Annotated in this window: 16 protein-coding genes and 1 pseudogene; 12 read left to right on the forward strand and 5 right to left on the reverse strand. The window is 67.3% G+C overall.

Annotated elements, in window-relative coordinates:
* Positions 1-78 precede the first annotated feature (78 nt).
* A pseudogene (locus tag B7G53_RS23430) lies at positions 79-198 on the forward strand (IS481 family transposase); the annotation flags it as partial.
* A 216-nt stretch (positions 199-414) separates the two neighbouring features.
* Here the strand turns inward: B7G53_RS23430 and dacB are convergent.
* Complete coding sequence (gene dacB, locus B7G53_RS11000; RefSeq protein ID WP_096667530.1) at positions 415-1,911, reverse strand: D-alanyl-D-alanine carboxypeptidase/D-alanyl-D-alanine endopeptidase; 1,497 nt, start codon at positions 1,909-1,911, stop codon at positions 415-417.
* 54 nt (positions 1,912-1,965) lie between these two features.
* Here dacB and B7G53_RS11005 point away from each other — a divergent pair, with 54 nt between their 5' ends.
* From B7G53_RS11005 to B7G53_RS11020, 4 genes are read left to right on the forward strand one after another with little or no spacing between them, the layout of a single operon-like run.
* Entirely contained in the window at positions 1,966-2,985 is a 1,020-nt protein-coding gene (locus B7G53_RS11005) for a DMT family transporter (RefSeq protein ID WP_096667532.1), read from the forward strand.
* Between the two features lie 16 nt (positions 2,986-3,001).
* Positions 3,002-3,730: a tRNA (adenosine(37)-N6)-threonylcarbamoyltransferase complex dimerization subunit type 1 TsaB gene (gene tsaB, locus B7G53_RS11010; protein WP_096667534.1), complete on the forward strand. Its 729-nt coding sequence runs from the start codon at positions 3,002-3,004 to the stop codon at positions 3,728-3,730.
* A 6-nt stretch (positions 3,731-3,736) separates the two neighbouring features.
* On the forward strand, positions 3,737-4,237 hold the full coding sequence (rimI, locus tag B7G53_RS11015; RefSeq protein WP_096667536.1) for a ribosomal protein S18-alanine N-acetyltransferase: 501 nt from the start codon (positions 3,737-3,739) through the stop codon (positions 4,235-4,237).
* 16 nt (positions 4,238-4,253) lie between these two features.
* On the forward strand, positions 4,254-5,165 hold the full coding sequence (locus tag B7G53_RS11020) for a uracil-DNA glycosylase (protein ID WP_255249978.1): 912 nt from the start codon (positions 4,254-4,256) through the stop codon (positions 5,163-5,165).
* 180 nt (positions 5,166-5,345) lie between these two features.
* Here the strand turns inward: B7G53_RS11020 and B7G53_RS11025 are convergent, their stop codons facing one another.
* The gene (locus B7G53_RS11025) at positions 5,346-6,230 is read right to left on the reverse strand and encodes a DMT family transporter (protein WP_096667538.1); all 885 of its coding nucleotides are present in this window, start codon (positions 6,228-6,230) and stop codon (positions 5,346-5,348) included.
* A gap of 85 nt (positions 6,231-6,315) precedes the next feature.
* On the opposite strand from B7G53_RS11025, the gene pyrF reads away from it, so the two are divergent.
* The 5 genes from pyrF to B7G53_RS11050 all read left to right on the forward strand — a co-directional run bounded on the left by pyrF (position 6,316) and on the right by B7G53_RS11050 (position 11,150).
* Positions 6,316-7,140, forward strand: coding sequence for an orotidine-5'-phosphate decarboxylase (pyrF, locus tag B7G53_RS11030; RefSeq protein ID WP_176491339.1), 825 nt, complete (start codon positions 6,316-6,318; stop codon positions 7,138-7,140).
* Positions 7,141-7,179: 39 nt separating this feature from the next.
* Positions 7,180-8,073 carry a LysR family transcriptional regulator gene (locus B7G53_RS11035; RefSeq protein WP_096667540.1) on the forward strand — a complete coding sequence of 298 codons (894 nt, stop codon included), beginning with the start codon at positions 7,180-7,182 and terminating at the stop codon, positions 8,071-8,073.
* Positions 8,074-8,170: 97 nt separating this feature from the next.
* On the forward strand, positions 8,171-9,169 hold the full coding sequence (locus B7G53_RS11040; protein WP_096667542.1) for a Bug family tripartite tricarboxylate transporter substrate binding protein: 999 nt from the start codon (positions 8,171-8,173) through the stop codon (positions 9,167-9,169).
* The gene (locus B7G53_RS11045; RefSeq protein ID WP_255249974.1) at positions 9,166-10,176 is read left to right on the forward strand and encodes a Bug family tripartite tricarboxylate transporter substrate binding protein; all 1,011 of its coding nucleotides are present in this window, start codon (positions 9,166-9,168) and stop codon (positions 10,174-10,176) included. The genes B7G53_RS11040 and B7G53_RS11045 overlap by 4 nt, the downstream gene beginning before the upstream one ends.
* Positions 10,173-11,150: a succinylglutamate desuccinylase/aspartoacylase domain-containing protein gene (locus B7G53_RS11050; protein ID WP_096667546.1), complete on the forward strand. Its 978-nt coding sequence runs from the start codon at positions 10,173-10,175 to the stop codon at positions 11,148-11,150. The genes B7G53_RS11045 and B7G53_RS11050 overlap by 4 nt, the downstream gene beginning before the upstream one ends.
* A gap of 27 nt (positions 11,151-11,177) precedes the next feature.
* Here the strand turns inward: B7G53_RS11050 and B7G53_RS11055 are convergent, their stop codons facing one another.
* The 3 genes from B7G53_RS11055 to uvrA all read right to left on the reverse strand — a co-directional run bounded on the left by B7G53_RS11055 (position 11,178) and on the right by uvrA (position 15,640).
* A complete protein-coding gene (locus B7G53_RS11055) occupies positions 11,178-12,098 on the reverse strand; it encodes an EamA family transporter (RefSeq protein ID WP_096667548.1) in 921 nt (306 codons plus the stop codon).
* Positions 12,098-12,547 carry an acyl-CoA thioesterase gene (locus B7G53_RS11060; RefSeq protein WP_096667550.1) on the reverse strand — a complete coding sequence of 150 codons (450 nt, stop codon included), beginning with the start codon at positions 12,545-12,547 and terminating at the stop codon, positions 12,098-12,100. Before B7G53_RS11060 ends, B7G53_RS11055 begins: the two co-directional genes overlap by 1 nt.
* Positions 12,548-12,619: 72 nt before the next feature.
* Positions 12,620-15,640: an excinuclease ABC subunit UvrA gene (gene uvrA / locus B7G53_RS11065; protein WP_096667735.1), complete on the reverse strand. Its 3,021-nt coding sequence runs from the start codon at positions 15,638-15,640 to the stop codon at positions 12,620-12,622.
* Between the two features lie 301 nt (positions 15,641-15,941).
* On the opposite strand from uvrA, the gene B7G53_RS11070 reads away from it, so the two are divergent.
* Together B7G53_RS11070 and ssb are read left to right on the forward strand one after the other, a co-directional pair.
* Positions 15,942-17,186 carry an MFS transporter gene (locus B7G53_RS11070; RefSeq protein ID WP_096667737.1) on the forward strand — a complete coding sequence of 415 codons (1,245 nt, stop codon included), beginning with the start codon at positions 15,942-15,944 and terminating at the stop codon, positions 17,184-17,186.
* A 19-nt stretch (positions 17,187-17,205) separates the two neighbouring features.
* Positions 17,206-17,709 (forward strand): single-stranded DNA-binding protein, encoded by a 504-nt coding sequence (gene ssb / locus B7G53_RS11075; protein ID WP_096667552.1) that lies wholly within the window; start codon positions 17,206-17,208, stop codon positions 17,707-17,709.
* Positions 17,710-17,815: the final 106 nt, after the last annotated feature.

The raw sequence follows: 17,815 nt of genomic DNA on the forward strand, positions 1-17,815 counted from the left end.
TGTATAGACCGGGGACATAGGTGACAGGTGTGCGGGGACATGGTTGACACTTTCCGGCGAATTTGCCGGAGGGTCACCATGCCTTGGAAAGCACAAGACACCATGAGTCTGAAACAGGAATTTGTTGCACTGGCGACGAAAGACGGCGCCAACCGTCGCGAGCTGTGCCGGCGCTTCGGGATCAGCCCGACGGGTGGGAACGGGTGCGGACGCGGGGGACCTGACGCGCACAGCGCGTCAGGTCGGATTCAGTTGGCGGTCATGTGTGCACGCGAGCGCAGCACACGCGGCCAAATGAAGTCCCCCTCCATCGCCCAGCGGGGCGAGGGAGGGGTTAGGGGTGGGAGTGGGGAGTCAGTCCTACTGTCCGTAGCGAACCCAAGCCGCAGCGTGATGCCAAGAAGGGATGGCCCCTCAACGCTCCTGCACCGCCCACTGGATCAACGCATCCAGCGCCGGCCGCGCCGCGCCTGCATTCGGATGGTTGACCATGCCGACCACGATGTAACGTGCGCCGCTGGCGCCATTGGCATAGCCGGCCAAGGCCGTCACGTCGCGCAGCGAGCCGGTCTTCATGAAGGCCTGCCCGGTCACCGTGGTGGCACGGGCGCGCATGGTGGCGTCCACGCCGGCAATCGGCAGGGAGTCGAGCAGGTCCTGCGCGACACGGCCCTGGGCGGCGACCTGCAGCATGGCGGCCAGGCTGGCGGCGCTGATGCGTTCGACGCGGCTCAGGCCCGAGCCGTTGTCCATCACCGGGGCCTCTTGCCGCGGCAGGATTTTTTTCCACCAGGCCGCCAGCGCGGCGCGGCCGGCTTCCGGCGTGCCCTGCGGATGGTCGCCCGGCTGGGCGTTGCGTCCCAAGGTGAGGAAGAGGTGCTGGGCCATCACGTTGTTGGAGAACTTGTTGACGTCGCGCACGATGTCGCGCAGCGGCAGCGAGGGCGCGTCCAGGCGCAACGGCGCTTTTTCACCCGACAGCGTGCCGCGGGCGCGCAGCATGGCCAGCTCGGCCGGTGTGGCGTCGCGCGCGCTGCCGGTCAGCAGCCCGCCCAGTGCGCGCCACGAGCCTTCAATGGCGCGCGCCGCAAAGGTGGCGGGCTCGGCATAAGCCGTGGGCCAGAGGCGCTCACCGCAGGCCGGCGAGTAGCTGCCGGCGAACTGGATGCGGTCGGGGCTGTGCACGCTGGCGCGCAACTCGCTGCGCCAGTCGCCGCAGCGGCTCACGCGTGCCAGCGGCACCGTGTCGTCGACGAGCAGGCCGGCCATGGGCGGCTCGCTCTGCACCCGCGCGTGGCCATTGGCGAGGTCAGGCGTGAAGCGCATCACCAGCGACTTGAAGTTGATCAGCAGGGCATCGGGGCGCGCGTTGTAGGGCCGCAGCGGTTCGCCGTCGAACTCGCCAGCGTCCAGCGCCGGCACCAGGAAGGCGCTGCGGTCCAGCACGATGTCGCCGCGTATCACCTTCACGCCGCTGGCCTGCACCTGCCCCAGCAGCGCCTGCAGGCGCTCGACCACCAGCTTGGGGTCGCCGCCGCCGCGCACCACCAGGTTGCCGTTGAGGATGCCGTCGGACAGGCTGCCGTCCAGGGTCAGGCGGGTGTTCCAGGTGTAGTCGGGCCCCAGCACATCCAGTGCGGCGTAAGTGGTCACCAGCTTCATGACCGACGCCGGGTTCATGGGCACCGTGCTGCGGTGCTCCAGGCGCGGCGGCTGCCGGCCCGAGGCGTCCAGCACCAGCAGCGTGACGGCGTCGGGCGGGACCTGCGCACGCACCAGGGCCTTGGCGATGGCCGGCGGCAGCGCCAGTTTGGGGGCGCGCACGGCTTTCTGGGCCAGCACCCAGCCGGGGGCCAGGCCCAGGGCGAACACGGCAGCCAGCCGGCAGAACAACAGGGGAGGGGGGAGCATGGCTGATTATCGGCCTGGCCCGGCAGATCCGCCGCTTGCCCGGATAATCAACCCATGCGTTTTTCTCCCAAGACGGTCGGCGTGCTTGCCGCCCTCGTGACCGTTGCCATCTGGACCTCCTTCATCGTGATTGCCCGCGCCACGGCGCACCGCAGCCTCACGCCGCTGGACATCAGCCTGCTGCGTTTTATCGGCGCGGCGCTGGTGCTGCTGCCCTGGGGTGCCTGGCTGGTCTGGCGGCGCGCGCGCGACAGCCGCCCGGGGGATGCACCGCCGAGTTGGCTGGGCCTGTCGCCGCTGGGCTTTCGGCTCACCGCGCTGATCGGCCTGGTCGGCGGTGTCGGTTACGCCTGCCTGGCCTACAGCGGCTTTTATTTCGCCCCGGCGGCTCATGCCTCGGTGCTGTTGCCCGGCACCCTGCCGCTGAGCACCACCCTGATGGCCGTGCTGATCCTGAAAGACCGCGTGACGCCGGTGCGCGCCATCGGCCTGGGCCTGATTTTTCTGGGCGACGTGATGGTGGGCGGCGCCAGCCTGCTGCAGGCCTGGACGCAAGCCGGCAGCCAGGTCTGGAAGGGCGATCTGCTGTTTCTCTGCGCCTCCACCTGTTGGGCCGTGTATTCGGTGCTGGTGCGCAAACATGCGTTGCAGGCGGTGTCCGCCACCATTGCCATCAGCGTGTTCGCCTTCGTGACCTATGTGCCGGTCTACAGCCTGCTGGCGTATTCGGGCGCCATCGCCACCCGGCTGGCCAGCGCGCCCTGGAGCGAGATTGTTTTCCAGATGGTGTTCCAGGGCGTGGGCTCGGTGGTGATCTCGGGCATCACCTTCACCAAGATGGTCCAGTCCTTCGGCCCGGTGCGCTCGACCATGATCACGGCCGTGGTGCCCGGCCTGTCGGCACTGGGCGCGGTGCTTTTCCTCGGCGAGCCGCTCTACTGGAACCTGCTCGCCGGGCTGGCGCTGGTAACGCTGGGCATTGTGTTTGGCGTGCGTGTGCAGGCCCAGCGCGTTACGGCAGTTGCTCCTGATTTAATAGCTGACGGCGTAGATAATACAAGGGCCAAGGCCTGATTTGATGCATCAACCCATGAAACTCCTGGCCTTTGACACCAGCACCGACAGCATGTCGCTGGCCCTCAGCGACGGGTCGCGCACCTGGCAGCACACCGGCCCCGGCGCGGCGCAGGCCTCCAGCACGCTGATCCCGGCGATTCTCGACCTGCTGGGCCAGGCCGGGCTGGCGCTGGCCGAGCTGGACGCGCTGGTGTTTGGCCGCGGCCCCGGCTCCTTCACCGGCCTGCGCACGGCGTGCTCCGTGGCGCAGGGCCTGGCGCTGGGCGCGCGCCTGCCGGTGCTGCCGCTGGACACGCTGATGGCGGTGGCCGAAGAAGCCCGCTTCCAGCACGAAGGACCGCAGGCCGCGGCCCGCCTGCAGGTCACGGCGCTGCTCGATGCACGCATGGACGAGATGTATGTGCAGCGTTTTGCCTGCACCGCCGGGCGCTGGACCGCGCTGGCCGACTGCGCCCTGATACGCCCGGAAAACCTGCCGCTCGATCCGGCAGACAGCCTGCTGGCCGGCAATGTGTTCAGCGTCTACGCGGCGCGCCTGCCGGTGTTTCCGGACAGCCTGCCGCGCATTACCGCCTTGCCGACGGCGGCGGCCATGCTGCGGCTGGCGCCTGCACTGCTGGCCGCCGGCCAGGGCGTGCCGGCCAGCCAAGCGCTGCCGCTGTACGTCCGTGACAAGGTGGCCCTGACCACCGAAGAACGAGCCCGCGTCAAGGCCGGCATCGCCGCGGCGGCGGGCCGATAATGAGACATGAGCGCTGTTCTCGAACCCCTCGAAGCCCAGTTCGAACCCATGACCGAGTCGTGGTTCGATGCGGTGCTGCGGGTCGAGCAAAGTGCTTATGCGCACCCGTGGACACGCGGCAATTTCAGCGATTCGCTCAAGGCCGGTTACCAGGCGCTGGTGCTCACCGGCGGCAGCGGGCCGGGCGCGGAGCTGCTGGGGTATTTTGTGGCCATGAAAGGGGTGGACGAGGTGCACCTGCTCAACATCACGGTGGCGCCGGCGCACCAGCGCCAGGGCTGGGCCCGCGTGATGCTCGACGCGCTGGCGCTCTGGTCGCGTGGCGAGGGCGCGCAGTGGCTGTGGCTGGAAGTGCGCGTGAGCAACAGCCGCGCCAGGGCGGTGTACGAGCGTTACGGCTTTCGCCATGTCGGCACCCGGCGCCAGTACTACCCCGCGGCGCATGCCACGCGCGAGGACGCCGTGGTCATGAGCATGGCGCTGCAAGCCGGACACAGCGAGCCATGAAGGTGCGGCCGTGAGCCTGGACCTCGACAAACGCCAGCGCGCCATGCTGCGCGAAATGGGCGTGCGCCTCTGGCAGCCGCCGGCGCCGGCGGCTGCGCCCGCCCCGGCACCGGTTGCTATGAATAACATAGCTGTTGATGCCCGCACCGAAAGGGCTGAGCCCCGATTCGACGCCGAGGTTGCACCGGCACGGGGCGCGCCCGCCGCACCGGCGCTGCGACTGGTACCGGCCCAGGCGCCGGTGTCGCGCCCGGCCCCCGGCCTGCAGCCGCGTCCGGCGGGCGTGGAGCGCATGGACTGGCCCGCCCTGCAGGCCGCGGTGGCCGGCTGCCGCGCCTGCGCCCTGTGCGAAGGCCGGAAAAACACGGTGTTTGGTATCGGACCGGCGGCCGCCGACGGCGCCGCGCCGCAGGTCGACTGGCTCATCGTCGGCGAGGCGCCCGGCGAAAACGAGGACCTCGCCGGTGAGCCCTTTGTCGGCCCGGCCGGCAAGCTGCTCGACAACATGCTGCTGGCCATCGGCCTGCAGCGCGGCCATGTCGGCGACGCGCCGCGGGCCGGTCTCTCGACCAGCGTGTTCATCACCAATGTACTGAAGTGCCGCCCGCCGGCCAACCGCAACCCCGACCCGGCGGAAGTGGCGCAGTGCGAGCCCTACCTGAAACGCCAGGTCGAGCTGCTGCAGCCGAAAATGATCCTGGCGCTGGGCAAATTTGCCGCCCAGTCGCTGCTGCAGGACAGCGTGCCCGAGCTGCATAAAATTCCGCTCGGCAAGCTGCGCGGCCAGGTGTTTCGCTACCTCGGCGTGCCGGTGGTGGTCAGCTACCACCCGGCCTACCTGCTGCGCAGCCTGGGCGACAAGGCCAAGGCCTGGGACGACCTGTGCCTGGCGATGAGTGTGGCCCCCACGGTCGCTCACTCCGTGTAGCTCCCGCACCTTGCAGGCCGCCGCTCGCCAGAGGCTTCGCTTCTGTCTCCTGTCCAAACCTGCTCAAGCAGCTTTGGAGCCGCAGTCTCCAGCCCCGAGGGGGCCGCTGCGCCTGCGGGCCGGCCAAGCCGGACCCGCGGCCCCGGCTGGTATGAAGAGAGCCCCTGCGCTGCGACCGTTTTACTTGGCTGCGACCCGCTGCGGCGCCAGCACCGAGGCGATCGCCACCACCATCAGCACCACCGCGGCCCAGTCCTGCCAGTGCAGGACCTCGCCCAGCCCCAGCGCGCCCGAAAACACGCCGAGGATGGGAATCATCATCACGCTCAGAGTGGAGGCGATCGGTGGCAGGCTGCGCGCCAGGAAAAACCAGGCCGCGTGGGCAAAGCCGAAAATGATCACGGCGTTGTAGAGAATCGAGGCCCAGCTGACGGCCGGAGGCGCCTTCCACTGCGGCATCTCGAAGGCCGCGCTCAGCCCCGTCATCACCACCGCCGTCATCACCGTCATCCAGAAGGAGATCGTCAGGGTGGCCACCGGCATCGTGGTGTTGCGCAGCTTCTGCGTGCCGACGGCCCAGGTGGCCGCGGCCGCCAGCGCGCAGAGCACGCCAATGGGCCGGCCCGACAGGTTGGTCAACTCGTGCCACAGCAGCAGCGACACGCCCAGCGCGGCCGCGGCCACCCCCAGCCAGCTGCGGCGCTGCAGCTGGTTGCCGAAGAACCAGGCGCCGAACAGGGCCGAAAAAATCGGCATGGTGTAGCCCAGGATGGCGGCCCGCCCGCTGCTGAGGTTTTTGACCGCCAGGATGATCAGCCCGTGCCAGACAAACATGTTGGCAAAGGCCAGCCAGAACAGCTCGCGGTATTTCTCGCGCGGCACAAAAAACGGCACCTTCATCAGCAGCATCGCCGCACCCAGCACCGGAATGCCCAGCCAGATCGACAGCGCGCGAAAGCTCAAAGGCGGAAAGTCGGCGACGCCGAGTTTCATGATGGGCCAGTTGATGCCCCAGGCCAGTGTCAGCAAAACCAGCACGACCAGTTGTTGTCGGCTCAGACGCATGTTTCCCGGTCTCCGTTGTAGCAAGTGGGTTGATTGTCCCGCTTTGGCGCAGAGGGGCGCTTTGGCCACCTTCTTACAATAAGGGATGACCTTTCTCGAGATGCTGGGCGCGGCTGAGCGCCAGAACCAATCGATGCTGTGTGTGGGCCTGGACCCGGAGCCCACGAAGTTCCCGGGCAAGCTCAAGGGCGACTCCAACAAGATCTACGACTTCTGCGCCGCCATCGTGGACGCCACGGCCGATCTGGCCATCGCCTTCAAGCCGCAGATCGCCTACTTCGCCGCGCACCGCGCCGAAGGCCAGCTCGAGCGCCTGATGGAACACATGCGCCGCGTGGCGCCGCAGGTGCCCATCATCCTGGACGCCAAGCGCGGCGACATCGGCAGCACCGCCGAGCAGTACGCCGTCGAGGCCTTCGAGCGCTACGGCGCCGATGCGGTGACCCTTTCGCCCTTCATGGGCTTTGACTCGGTCGCCCCCTATCTCAAGCACGCAGGCAAGGGCGCGTTTTTGCTGTGCCGCACCTCCAACCCCGGCGGTGACGACCTGCAGAACCAGCGCCTGGCCTCCATCGACGGCCAGCCGCTGCTCTACGAACACGTGGCGCGCCTGGCACAGGGCCCGTGGAACCTCAACGGCCAGCTCGGCCTGGTGGTGGGCGCCACCTACCCGGCGGAGATTGAACGTGTGCGCGCCGTGGCGCCCACCTTGCCGCTGCTGATTCCCGGCGTCGGTGCGCAGGGCGGCGACGCCGTGGCGACCGTCAAGGCCGGCTGGCGGCCGGGCGCGCCCATCATCGTGAACTCGTCGCGCGCCATTCTTTACGCCTCGTCGAGTGACGACTTCGCCGAGGCGGCGCGGCGCGAAGCCATCCGGACGCGGGATGTGCTGCAGGCCGCGCGACGCTGAGCTGTTGGCAGCAGCCCAGCCACCACTCCCGGGTCAGCGATGCAACTCAAATGGCTGGAAGACTTCGTGGCGCTGGCGCAAACCCGCAGCTTCAGCCGCGCGGCCGAGTTGCGCCACGTCACGCACCCGGCCTTCGGGCGCCGCATCAAGGCGCTGGAGGCCTGGGCCGGCACGACGCTGATTGAGCGCGAGAAAACGCCGCTGACACTCACCGCCGCCGGCACCAGCCTGCTGGACAACGCGCAGCAGATGGTGGGCAACCTGAAGTCCGCGCACGACGAGCTGCTCAATGCCGCCGGACGCCACGAGAACCTGGTTGCGCTCGCCACCGGGCGCACGCTGGCGCGCACCTTGGTGGCCGATCTGCTGCTGCGCTTCAGGCCGCTGCTGGGGGAGGGCGAGCTGCGCATCCTGACCCGTTCCCTGACCGACACCGCGCAGATGCTGGAACGCGGCGAGGTCGACTTCATGCTGATTTACCATCACCCGCTGCTGGCCGTGCGCCTCAGTGCGCGCCAGTACACGCACCTGACGCTGGCCCGGGACCGGCTGGTGCCGGTCACCCGGGCCAATGCCCAAGGGCGCGGGCAGCACCGCTTCGGCGCAAAGGCCGGCACGCCCTACCTGGCCTATGCCGGCACCCTGGCGCTGGGCCGTCTGGTGCAGGACCATCTGGCCAACAACCCGCATGCCCCGCGCCTGCAGCGGGTGATCGAGTGCGACTCGGCCGACGCCGTGTACGAATATGCCCTCAAGGGCCTGGGGGTGGCCTGGCTGCCGTGGTCCATGGTGTCGGCTGCCTGCAAGGCGGGCCAGCTGGTGGTGCTGGGCGACGCCCACCTGGAGGTCGGCTTCGAGGTGCGGGCTTACCGCGCCAAGCACCGCCTGAACGCGCTGGCCGAACGTCTGTGGCAGGTGATGGCGCAGCGCTGAGCTGTTGCCAAAACAGCCATGAACGGTGCCAAAACGGCACCAGACCGAAGGCCGCCATCAACACAATGAACAGGTCTGTGTCCTTTCAGGAGTCGCGATGTCAGCCCATGGTTTCACCTTCCACGCCACCCGTTGGCTGGCCTTGTCTGCGATGGGGGCCGTGACGATGCTGGCGGCCCTGCCGGTCGCCGCGCAGCCCGAGGCCTACCCTGGCAAGCCCATCACCATCGTGGTGGCCTATCCGCCCGGTGGCAGCACCGACCTGACCGGTCGCACCCTGGCGGCCGAGATGTCGAAAAAACTCGGCGTGCCGGTGGTGATCGAGAACATCGGCGGCGCGGCGGGCGCGATCGGCGCGCAAAAAGTGGTCCATGCCGCCCCCGACGGCTACACGCTGCTGGTCGGCGCCAACAATGAAATCGCCATCAACCGGCTGGTGTCCACGTCGGTCAAATACGACCTCAAGGACTTCACGCCGCTCGGCCTGATTGCCTCGCAGCCGCTGGTGCTGGTGGCCTCGCAGAAGTCCGGTGTCAAAACCATCGACCAGTTCCTGAGCGTGGTCAAACAGAACCCCGGCAAGTTCAGTTATGGCTCGTCGGGCGTGGGCAGCTCCCTGCACCTGGCCGGTGAAATGCTCAAGGAACAGGCCGGGCTGTTCATGACGCACATCCCTTACCGCGGCGTGGCGCCGCTGACCAATGACCTGCTCGGCAACAACATCGACTTTGGTGTGTATGTGTTGTCCAGCGCGCTGCCGCACATTCGCAGCGGCAAGCTGGTGGCGCTGGGCACGACCGAGCGCCAGCGTTCGGCGGTGACACCCGACCTTCCCGCGCTGGCCGAGAACGCCAGGCTCAAGGGCATGGACATCGGCACCTGGTATGTGCTGATGGGGCCGGCGCAGATGCCCGCGCCGGTGGTGGCCCGGCTCAAGAAAGCCCTGAACGACTCGTTGCAGTCGCCCGAGTTGCGCAAGAAGCTCGAGGACGCAAGTTCGACCATTGCCCCCCTCAACGTGGACATGCCCCGTTTCCTGAATGCCGAAGTCGCGAAGTACAAAAAGATCGTCGACTACGCCAGGATCACCGAATGACCCTCCTGACTGTTGAAAGAAATACCATGCCCTTCCTGCCTCTTTCGCGCCGTGCCGCCGTCTGCGCTGCCCTGGCTGTGCTGGCCTGCGCCAGCGTGGGCGCCCAGCCCGACAGCTATCCCAGCAAACCCATCACCATCGTGGTGGCCTACCCGCCGGGTGGCAGCACCGACCTCAATGGGCGCACCCTGGGCGCCGAGCTGTCGCGCAAGCTGGGCGTGCCGGTCATCATCGACAACGTGGGCGGTGCCGGTGGCGCGATCGGCGCGCAGAAGGTCGCCAACGCCGCACCGGACGGCTACACGCTGCTGGTTGGCGCGAGCAATGAAATCGCCATCACCCGGCTGGTGTCGAGCGCCGTCAAATACGACGTCAAGGACTTCACGCCGATCGGCCTGATCGCCACCCAGCCCATGGTGCTGGTGGCCTCGCAGAAGTCGGGCGTCAAGACGGTGGACCAGTTCATGAGCCTGGTCCGGCAAAACCCCGGCAAGTACAGTTTTGGCAGCTCCGGCGTGGGCACGGCCCTGCATCTGGCGGGCGAGATGGTCAAGGACCAGGGCGGCCTGTTCATGACCCACATTCCCTACCGCGGCGTGGCGCCCCTGGCCAACGATCTGCTGGGCAACAACATTGACTTCGGTGTGTTCGTGCTGTCCAGCGGCCTGCCGCACATCCGCAGCGGCAAGGTGGTCGCGCTCGGCACCACCGAAGCCCGGCGTTCGCCGATGACCGCTGACATCCCGGCCCTGGCCGAGACGCCCAAGCTCAAGGGCATCGACATCAACATCTGGTTTGCGCTGATGGGACCGGCCCGCCTGCCGGAGCCGGTGGTGGCCAAGCTCAAGAAAGCCCTGAATGATTCCCTGCAGACGCCCGAGCTGCGCAAGAAGCTGGAAGATTCGGGCTCGACGGTTTCGCCCCTCAATGTGGACATGCCGAAGTTCCTGAGCCAGGAAACCGCCAAGTACAAACGCATTGTTGATTTTGCGAACATCAAAGAATGACGACCCCTTTGCCATTTGATTTGCCCAAGCCCGACATCGCCGCCTGGCGCGCGGGCAACACCGGCACCGAAGGTGTCTGGCAGTTTGACTCGGGCCAGCCCGGCCGGCAGGTGCTGATCACCGCCTTGATCCACGGCAACGAGCTGTGTGGCGCCTGGGCGCTCAAGGGCCTGCTGGAGGCCGGCCTGCGGCCGCAGCAGGGGCGCCTGACACTGGCGTTTTGCAACCTGGCCGCGTTCGACCGTTTCGATGCGGCCAACCACGATGCCTCGCGCTTTGTGGACGAGGACCTCAACCGCCAGTGGTCGCCCGAGCGCCTGCAGGCCGGCGGCACGCAGGAGCGCCGGCGCGCGGCGGCCTTGCTGCCGTTTGTGGCGCAGGCCGACTGGCTGCTCGATCTGCACAGCATGCACGAACCCGCCGCGCCGCTGCTGCTGACCGGCATGCAGGCGCGCAACCTGGCGCTGGCACGCGAACTGCGCAGCCCCGAACACGTGGTGGTGGACCCCGGGCACAAGGACGGTGTGCGCATGCGCGACTACGGCCGCTTTGGCGAACTGGGTGCCGACGGCAGTGACAACGGCACCCGCTCCCTGCTGGTCGAATGCGGCTTTCATGGCCACCTCGAAAGCCGCGTCGTGGCGCAGGACCTGTGCGTGCGCTTTCTGCAGGCTGCCGGCACGCTGGACGCGCCGACGCTGGCGCGGCTACTGCCGGGCTGGCGCCAGGCCGACGCGCCGCAGCAGTGGGCCCTCGATGTGACGGGGCCGGTGGTGGCCAGCAGCGAGAAGTTCCGCTTTGTGCAGCCCTACCGGGGACTGGAAGTCATTACACAGGCCGGCACGGTGATCGGCTGGAACGACGCCGAGCCGGTCACAACGCCCTACGACGACTGTGTGCTGGTGATGCCCTCGACCCGGCAGGCCAAGGCCGGCGTCACCGTGGTGCGTTTTGCGCGCCGCCGCAAGCTCTGACCCGGCTTCGCAACAGCCGCGGCCCGGTCAGTCCGCTTTGGCGGCTCTCCAGCGGCTGCCAGACAATACGCAGACCAGGGCGGCGGCGATCAGCGCGATGCCGGCCCACTGCCACGGCGTGATGGCTTCACCAAGCACCAGCATGCCGGTGGTCAGGCCGACCACCGGCACGCCCAGGCTGAAGGGCGCAACGCGGTTGGCGGGGTGGCGCTTGAGCAGGCCGGTCCACAGGCTGTAACCCAGGATGGTCGCGACCCAGCCGAGGTAGGCCACCGCCAGCCAGCTCGAGGCGCGCGCCTGGGTCCACTGCCAGCGCGTCGCCTCGGGGTCGAACACCAGGGACAGTAGCACGAAGGGCAGGATGGCGAAGATGCTGCTCCAGACCACAAAGGCCATCGGTGAGTAGGCCGTCCCACCTTGCTGCACGTGGCGCGCCACGATGTTGGACATGGCCCACATGGCGGCGGCGCCCAGGGTGAGCACAAAGCCCGCCAGCGTGGTGGCCGCAGCGCCTCCCGCAGCCGGTGCCAGGTAGTTCAGCGCAAAGCAGGCCAGGCCCAGCGCCGCGAGCAGCATGCCGGCCTGCAGCGGCCGGCTGGCGCGCTCGTGCAGCAGCACAAAGCCGAACAGCGCGGTGAAAAACACCTGGGTTTGCAGCAGCACCGAGGCCAGTGCCGCCGTCATGCCGACCTTCAGCGCGAGGAACAGGATGCCGAACTGCCCCACGCCCTGGAACAGGCCATAAAGGGCCAGCCATTTCCACGGGATGGCGGGCGGCCGCACAAACAGCAGCAGCGGCAGCACGGCAAACACATAACGTGCCGCGCCCAGCTGGAAGGGCGTGAAGTCGCGCAGCGCGAACTTCATGACCACAAAGTTGACGCCCCAGACCACGACCACCACGAGGGCGGCCGCCAGATCGCGGCCCGTTAGGGCGTTCTGTCGCATCAGGCGTGCGGCTGTGCAGCGCGCGCCATGTCCAGATGGGCCTTGACGTTTTGCGCCAGGGCGATGTCGCCCGGTGTTTCGGGCAGCCAGGGGTCCACGGGGATGGTTTTTCCGTTCGGGTCCACCGCGACAAACACCACCACACATTCGGTGATGACTTCCATCTCGCCGGTTTTCATGTCGCCGGCGCGCACCTCGACCGCGATGTTCATGCTGGTGCTGCCGGTGTAGGCCAGCCGCGCCTGCACTTCCACCAGGTCGCCGATCATGATGGGGCGCTGAAAACGGATGCTGCCGACCGACACCGTGACGCAGTAACGTTTGGCCCAGCGCGTGGCGCAGGCATAGCCGGCTTCGTCAATCCACTTCATGACGGTGCCGCCATGGACCTTGCCGCCGAAGTTGATGGTGCTCGGTTCGGCCAGAAAACGCAGGGTGATCGACGACATACGGCTCCTTGTAAAATGCTATGAAAATAATAGCTATTTGCGCCCGTCTATCATGGGCTGCAGCCAGTTTCTCTACAAAAGCCGCTTCAGGTAACGGCCGGTGTGGCTGGCCGGGTTGGCGGCGATGTCTTCGGGCGTGCCCACACCGACCACCATGCCGCCGCCGGCGCCGCCTTCGGGCCCCATGTCGATCAGCCAGTCGGCGGTCTTGATGACGTCGAGGTTGTGCTCGATCACCACGATGGTGTTGCCCGCGTCGCGCAGCTGGTGCAGCACCTTGAGCAGCAGGTCGATGTCGGCAAAATGCAGGCCGGTGGTCGGCTCGTCCAGGATGTAGAGCGTGCGGCCGGTGTCGCGCTTGGACAGCTCGAGCGCCAGCTTGACGCGCTGCGCCTCGCCGCCCGACAGCGTGGTCGCGGCCTGGCCGAGCTTGATGTAACTCAGGCCGACGTCGAGCAGGGTGTGCAGCTTGCGCGCGATCACCGGCACCGCCTTGAAGAACTCGGCGGCGTCTTCCACCGTCAGGTCCAGGATCTGGGCAATGTTTTTGCCCTTGTACTGGACTTCCAGCGTTTCGCGGTTGTAGCGCATGCCCTTGCAGACATCGCAGGGCACATACACGTCGGGCAGGAAGTGCATCTCGACCTTGACCACGCCGTCGCCCTGGCAGGCCTCGCAGCGGCCGCCGGCCACGTTGAAACTGAAACGCCCCGCGCCGTAGCCGCGTTCGCGCGCGGTGTTCATCTCGGCCATCAGTTCGCGGATCGGCGTGAACAGGCCGGTGTAGGTGGCCGGGTTGCTGCGCGGCGTGCGGCCGATCGGCGACTGGTCCACATTGATGACCTTGTCGAAATGCTCGATGCCCTCGATGCTTTCATGCGGCGCCGGCTCCTCGTGCGCGCGGTACAGCGTGCGCGCCACGGCGGCGTACAGCGTGTCGTTGACCAGCGTCGACTTGCCCGAGCCCGACACGCCGGTCACGCAGGTCAGCAGGCCGACCGGAAAATCGACACTGACGCCTTGAAGGTTGTGGCCCGTGGCGTTGATGACCTTGATGGCCTGCAGCTCGCCCTGGGTCAGCAGGTGTTCGGCTTCGCGCGCGGCGCGTTTGACGCCGGCCGCGCTGGGCGCAAATTTCGAGGGTTTTTTCGGGTCGCGGTAAGGGGCTTTTTCCACCGTCGGCAGCCAGGGTGTGCGGCGCTTGGGGACCTCGATCTTCAGGATCTGCGCCAGGTATTGGCCGGTCAGTGAATCGGGGTTGGCCAGCACGTCCTCGTAGCTGCCTTGCGCCATCACGCGCCCGCCGTGGATGCCGGCGCCCGGCCCCATGTCGATCACATGGTCGGCCGCGCGGATCATGTCCTCGTCGTGTTCGACCACCAGCACGCTGTTGCCGATGTCGCGCAGATGTTTGAGTGTGCCGATCAGGCGGTCGTTGTCGCGCTGGTGCAGGCCGATGCTGGGCTCGTCGAGCACATACATCACGCCGGTCAGGCCCGAGCCGATCTGCGAGGCCAGCCGGATGCGCTGCGACTCGCCGCCCGAGAGCGTTTCGGCGCTGCGGTCCAGGCTCAGGTAGTTCAGGCCCACGTCGTTCAGGAACTTCAGGCGCAGGCCGATCTCGCGCACCACCTTGCCGGCAATCTCGGCCTTCGCGCCGTCCATGCTCAGCGTGTTGAAGTAGTCAAAACTTTCGCGCAGGGTGCTGCTGCTGATCTCGTAAATCGCCTTGCGGCTGGCGCGGCCGCCGTCGGCCGGCGTGCTGCCCACCAGGTAGACATGGCGTGCCTCGCGGCGCAGGCGGGTCCCTTTGCAATCCGGGCAGGGTTGCAGGCTGCGGTAACGCGCGAGTTCCTCGCGCACCGCCGCCGAGTCGGTCTCGCGGTAGCGCCGCTCGAAGTTGGTGATCACGCCTTCAAACGGGTGTTTCTTGCTGACCTTGCGGCCGGCCGACTGGCCCGACTCCATCACGTAGCTGAACTTGATGTCTTCCTCGCCCGAGCCGTGCAGCACCACCTGCCGGACCGCCTCGGGCAGTTTTTCAAAGGCGGTGTCGATGTCGAAGCTGTAGTGTTTGGCCAGACTTTCGAGCATGGCGAAGTAATAGGCATTGCGCCTGTCCCAGCCCTTGACGGCGCCGCTGGCCAGGCTCAGCGACGGGAAGGCCACCACACGGGCTGGGTCGAAAAATTCCATGTGGCCCAGGCCGTCGCAGCTCGGGCAGGCGCCCACCGGCGAGTTGAAGGAAAACAGGCGCGGCTCCATCTCGCTGAGCGAGTAGCTGCAGACCGGGCAGGAAAACTTGGCGCTGAACAGGTGCTCCTGGCCGGAATCCATTTCCATCGCCAGCGCCTTGCCGTCGGCCAGCCGCAGCGCGGCCTCAAAACTTTCGGCCAGGCGCTGCTGCATGTCGGGCCGCACCTTGAGCCGGTCGATCACCACGTCGATGTTGTGTTTTTCAGCCTTCTTGAGCTTGGGCAGCGCGTCAAACTCATACGCCGTGCCGTCCACGCGAAAGCGCACATAACCCTGGGCCTGCATCTCGGCGAACACGTCGACAAACTCGCCCTTGCGTTCACGCGCCACCGGCGCCAGGATCATCAGTTTGGTGTCTTCGGGCAGCGCCAGCACATGGTCCACCATCTCGCTGACACTTTGCGCCTGCAGCGGCAAATCATGCTCGGGGCAAAAGGGCGTGCCGGCGCGCGCAAACAGCAGGCGCAGGTAGTCGTGGATTTCGGTCACCGTGCCCACGGTGGAGCGCGGGTTGTGCGAGGTGGCCTTCTGCTCGATGGAAATCGCCGGCGACAGGCCTTCGATCATGTCCACGTCGGGCTTGTCCATCAGCTGCAGGAACTGCCGCGCGTAGGTGCTCAGGCTTTCGACATAACGGCGCTGGCCCTCGGCGTACAAGGTGTCAAAAGCCAGCGAGGACTTGCCCGAACCGCTCAGCCCGGTGATCACCACCAGCTGGTTGCGCGGAATGTCGAGGTCGATGTTCTTGAGGTTGTGCGTGCGCGCGCCGCGGATGCTGATGCGCTGGGCCGCCAGGGCCTGGGCCAGGTAGCGGCTGGTATCAGGCTCGGCCGCCAACGGGCCGTCAGCGGCGGTGGGAGCGAGGTATTGGCCGTCGGTGGAAGAGTTCACTGTGTAGGGGCGCCGCAAAACCCTCCATCATAGACCGATGTGCGTTTTTCGGGGTTCCGGGGCCATGGGGCGGGCTCCTGTCGCCCGGCGCGGGCGCAGTTCGTGCTTGCGCAAGGGCAAATGAAACACCGTCCAATTCAAAGACAATAGCTCCTGTCTTCCGCGAATGACCCTGCCAGCCCTTTTTTTTCAAATTTTCCAGCCCTCCTCTGTGTCTTCAACCCGCTCCGACCTGCCTTCCTACCCCATGACCGCGACCGAGCGGCGCGCCAGCGCGTCGCTGGCTTCCATTTTTGCGCTGCGCATGCTCGGGCTCTTCCTGGTGCTGCCGGTGTTTGCGCTGGAGGCGGCGCGTTACCCGGGCGGTGACGACCCGGCGCGTGTCGGCCTGGCCATGGGCATTTACGGCCTGACCCAGGGCCTGCTGCAGATTCCCTTTGGCATGGCCTCGGACTGGCTGGGCCGCAAGAAGGTGATTGTGTTCGGCCTGCTGGTGTTTGCGCTGGGCAGTTTTGTCGCCGCCTGGGCGCCCGACCTGAGCTGGCTGATCATTGGCCGTTCGCTGCAGGGCGCCGGCGCCATTTCGGCCGCCGTCACCGCGCTGCTGGCCGACACCACGCGCGACGAGGTGCGCACCAAGGCCATGGCGCTGGTGGGCGCCAGCATCGCCCTGATGTTTGCGCTGTCGCTGGTGCTGGCGCCGCTGCTGGCCGCGCAGGTCGGCCTGGGCGGGCTGTTTGCCTTCACCGGTGCGCTGGCGCTGGCCGGCATCGCCGTGGTGATCTGGTGGGTGCCACCCGAGCCGGCGCAACACGTGAACCGGCCGCGCGGCAGCCTTGTCGAGGTCTTGAGCCACCCGGCCCTGCTGCGCCTCGATGTCGGCGTGTTTGTGCTGCACGCCGTCCAGCTGGCCATGTGGGTGGCGATTCCCGCGCTGCTGGTGCAGGCCGGGTTGGGCAAGGACCAGCACTGGCAGGTGTACCTGCCGGCGGTGCTGGCCTCCTTCCTGGTGATGGGGTTCACGCTGTTCCCCATGGAAAAGCGCGGCTACCTGCGCGCCGTGTTCCTGGCCGCGGTGGGCCTGATCACGCTGGTGCAGTTCGGCCTGATGGGCGCGGCGATGCAGGGCAGCCCCAGCCTGGCGGGGCTGGGCGCCTTGCTGTTCCTGTTTTTCTGCGGCTTCAATGTGCTTGAGGCCTCCCAGCCTAGCCTGGCGTCACGGGTGGCGCCGGCCCATTCCCGCGGCGCGGCGCTCGGGGTCTACAACACGCTGCAGTCGCTCGGGTTTTTTGCCGGCGGCGCCCTGGGCGGCTGGCTGGCCAAAACCGCGGGGGCGCAGGCCCTGTTTGCGGCCTGTGGCGGGCTCATGCTGCTGTGGCTGCTGGTGGCCTGGCCGATGAAGGCGCCAGGAAGGCATGCCGTCTCGCCGGTTTCCGGGCCGGCCGGCTCCGAAGCGGTTGGTGCGGTGGCGGCCCAGCCAGTTAAACTGTGAAAAATTAGGAGAACATGCCATGGCATCCGTCAACAAAGTCATCCTCGTCGGCAATCTGGGCCGCGACCCCGAAGTGCGTTACCTGCCCAGCGGCGACGCCGTGGCCAACATCGCGCTGGCCACCAGCAGCAAATACAAGAACAAGGCCGGCGAAATGGTCGAGGAGACCGAATGGCACCGCGTCAGCTTTTTTGGCCGCCAGGCCGAGATCGTCGGCGAGTACCTCAAGAAAGGCCGCTCGGTCTACATTGAAGGGCGCCTGAAAACGCGCAAGTACACCGACAAGGATGGCGTCGAGAAATACGCGACCGACATCATCGCCAGCGAAATGCAGATGCTCGGCAGCCGCGAAGGCATGGGTTCGCCCGGTGGCGACGCTGACGGCGATGGCGGCGAACGCCAGTATTCCCGTCCGCCGGCGGCCGCGCCGCGTGCACCCGCGCCAGCCCCCCGTGCGCCTGCGCCTGCACCGACCAAGGCCGCCAGCGGCTTTGACGACATGGACGACGACATTCCGTTCTGACCCGCTTTCCCGTCTGAACCGTTCACGCAACGGTTTTTGTCAACCGGCACCCTGCACCCCTGTAGGCGCCGGCCCCGTTTTCAGGCACGGACCGTTTCGGCAGGGC

This window comes from Polaromonas sp. AET17H-212 (assembly GCF_002379085.1).
Lineage (GTDB): Bacteria > Pseudomonadota > Gammaproteobacteria > Burkholderiales > Burkholderiaceae_C > Polaromonas.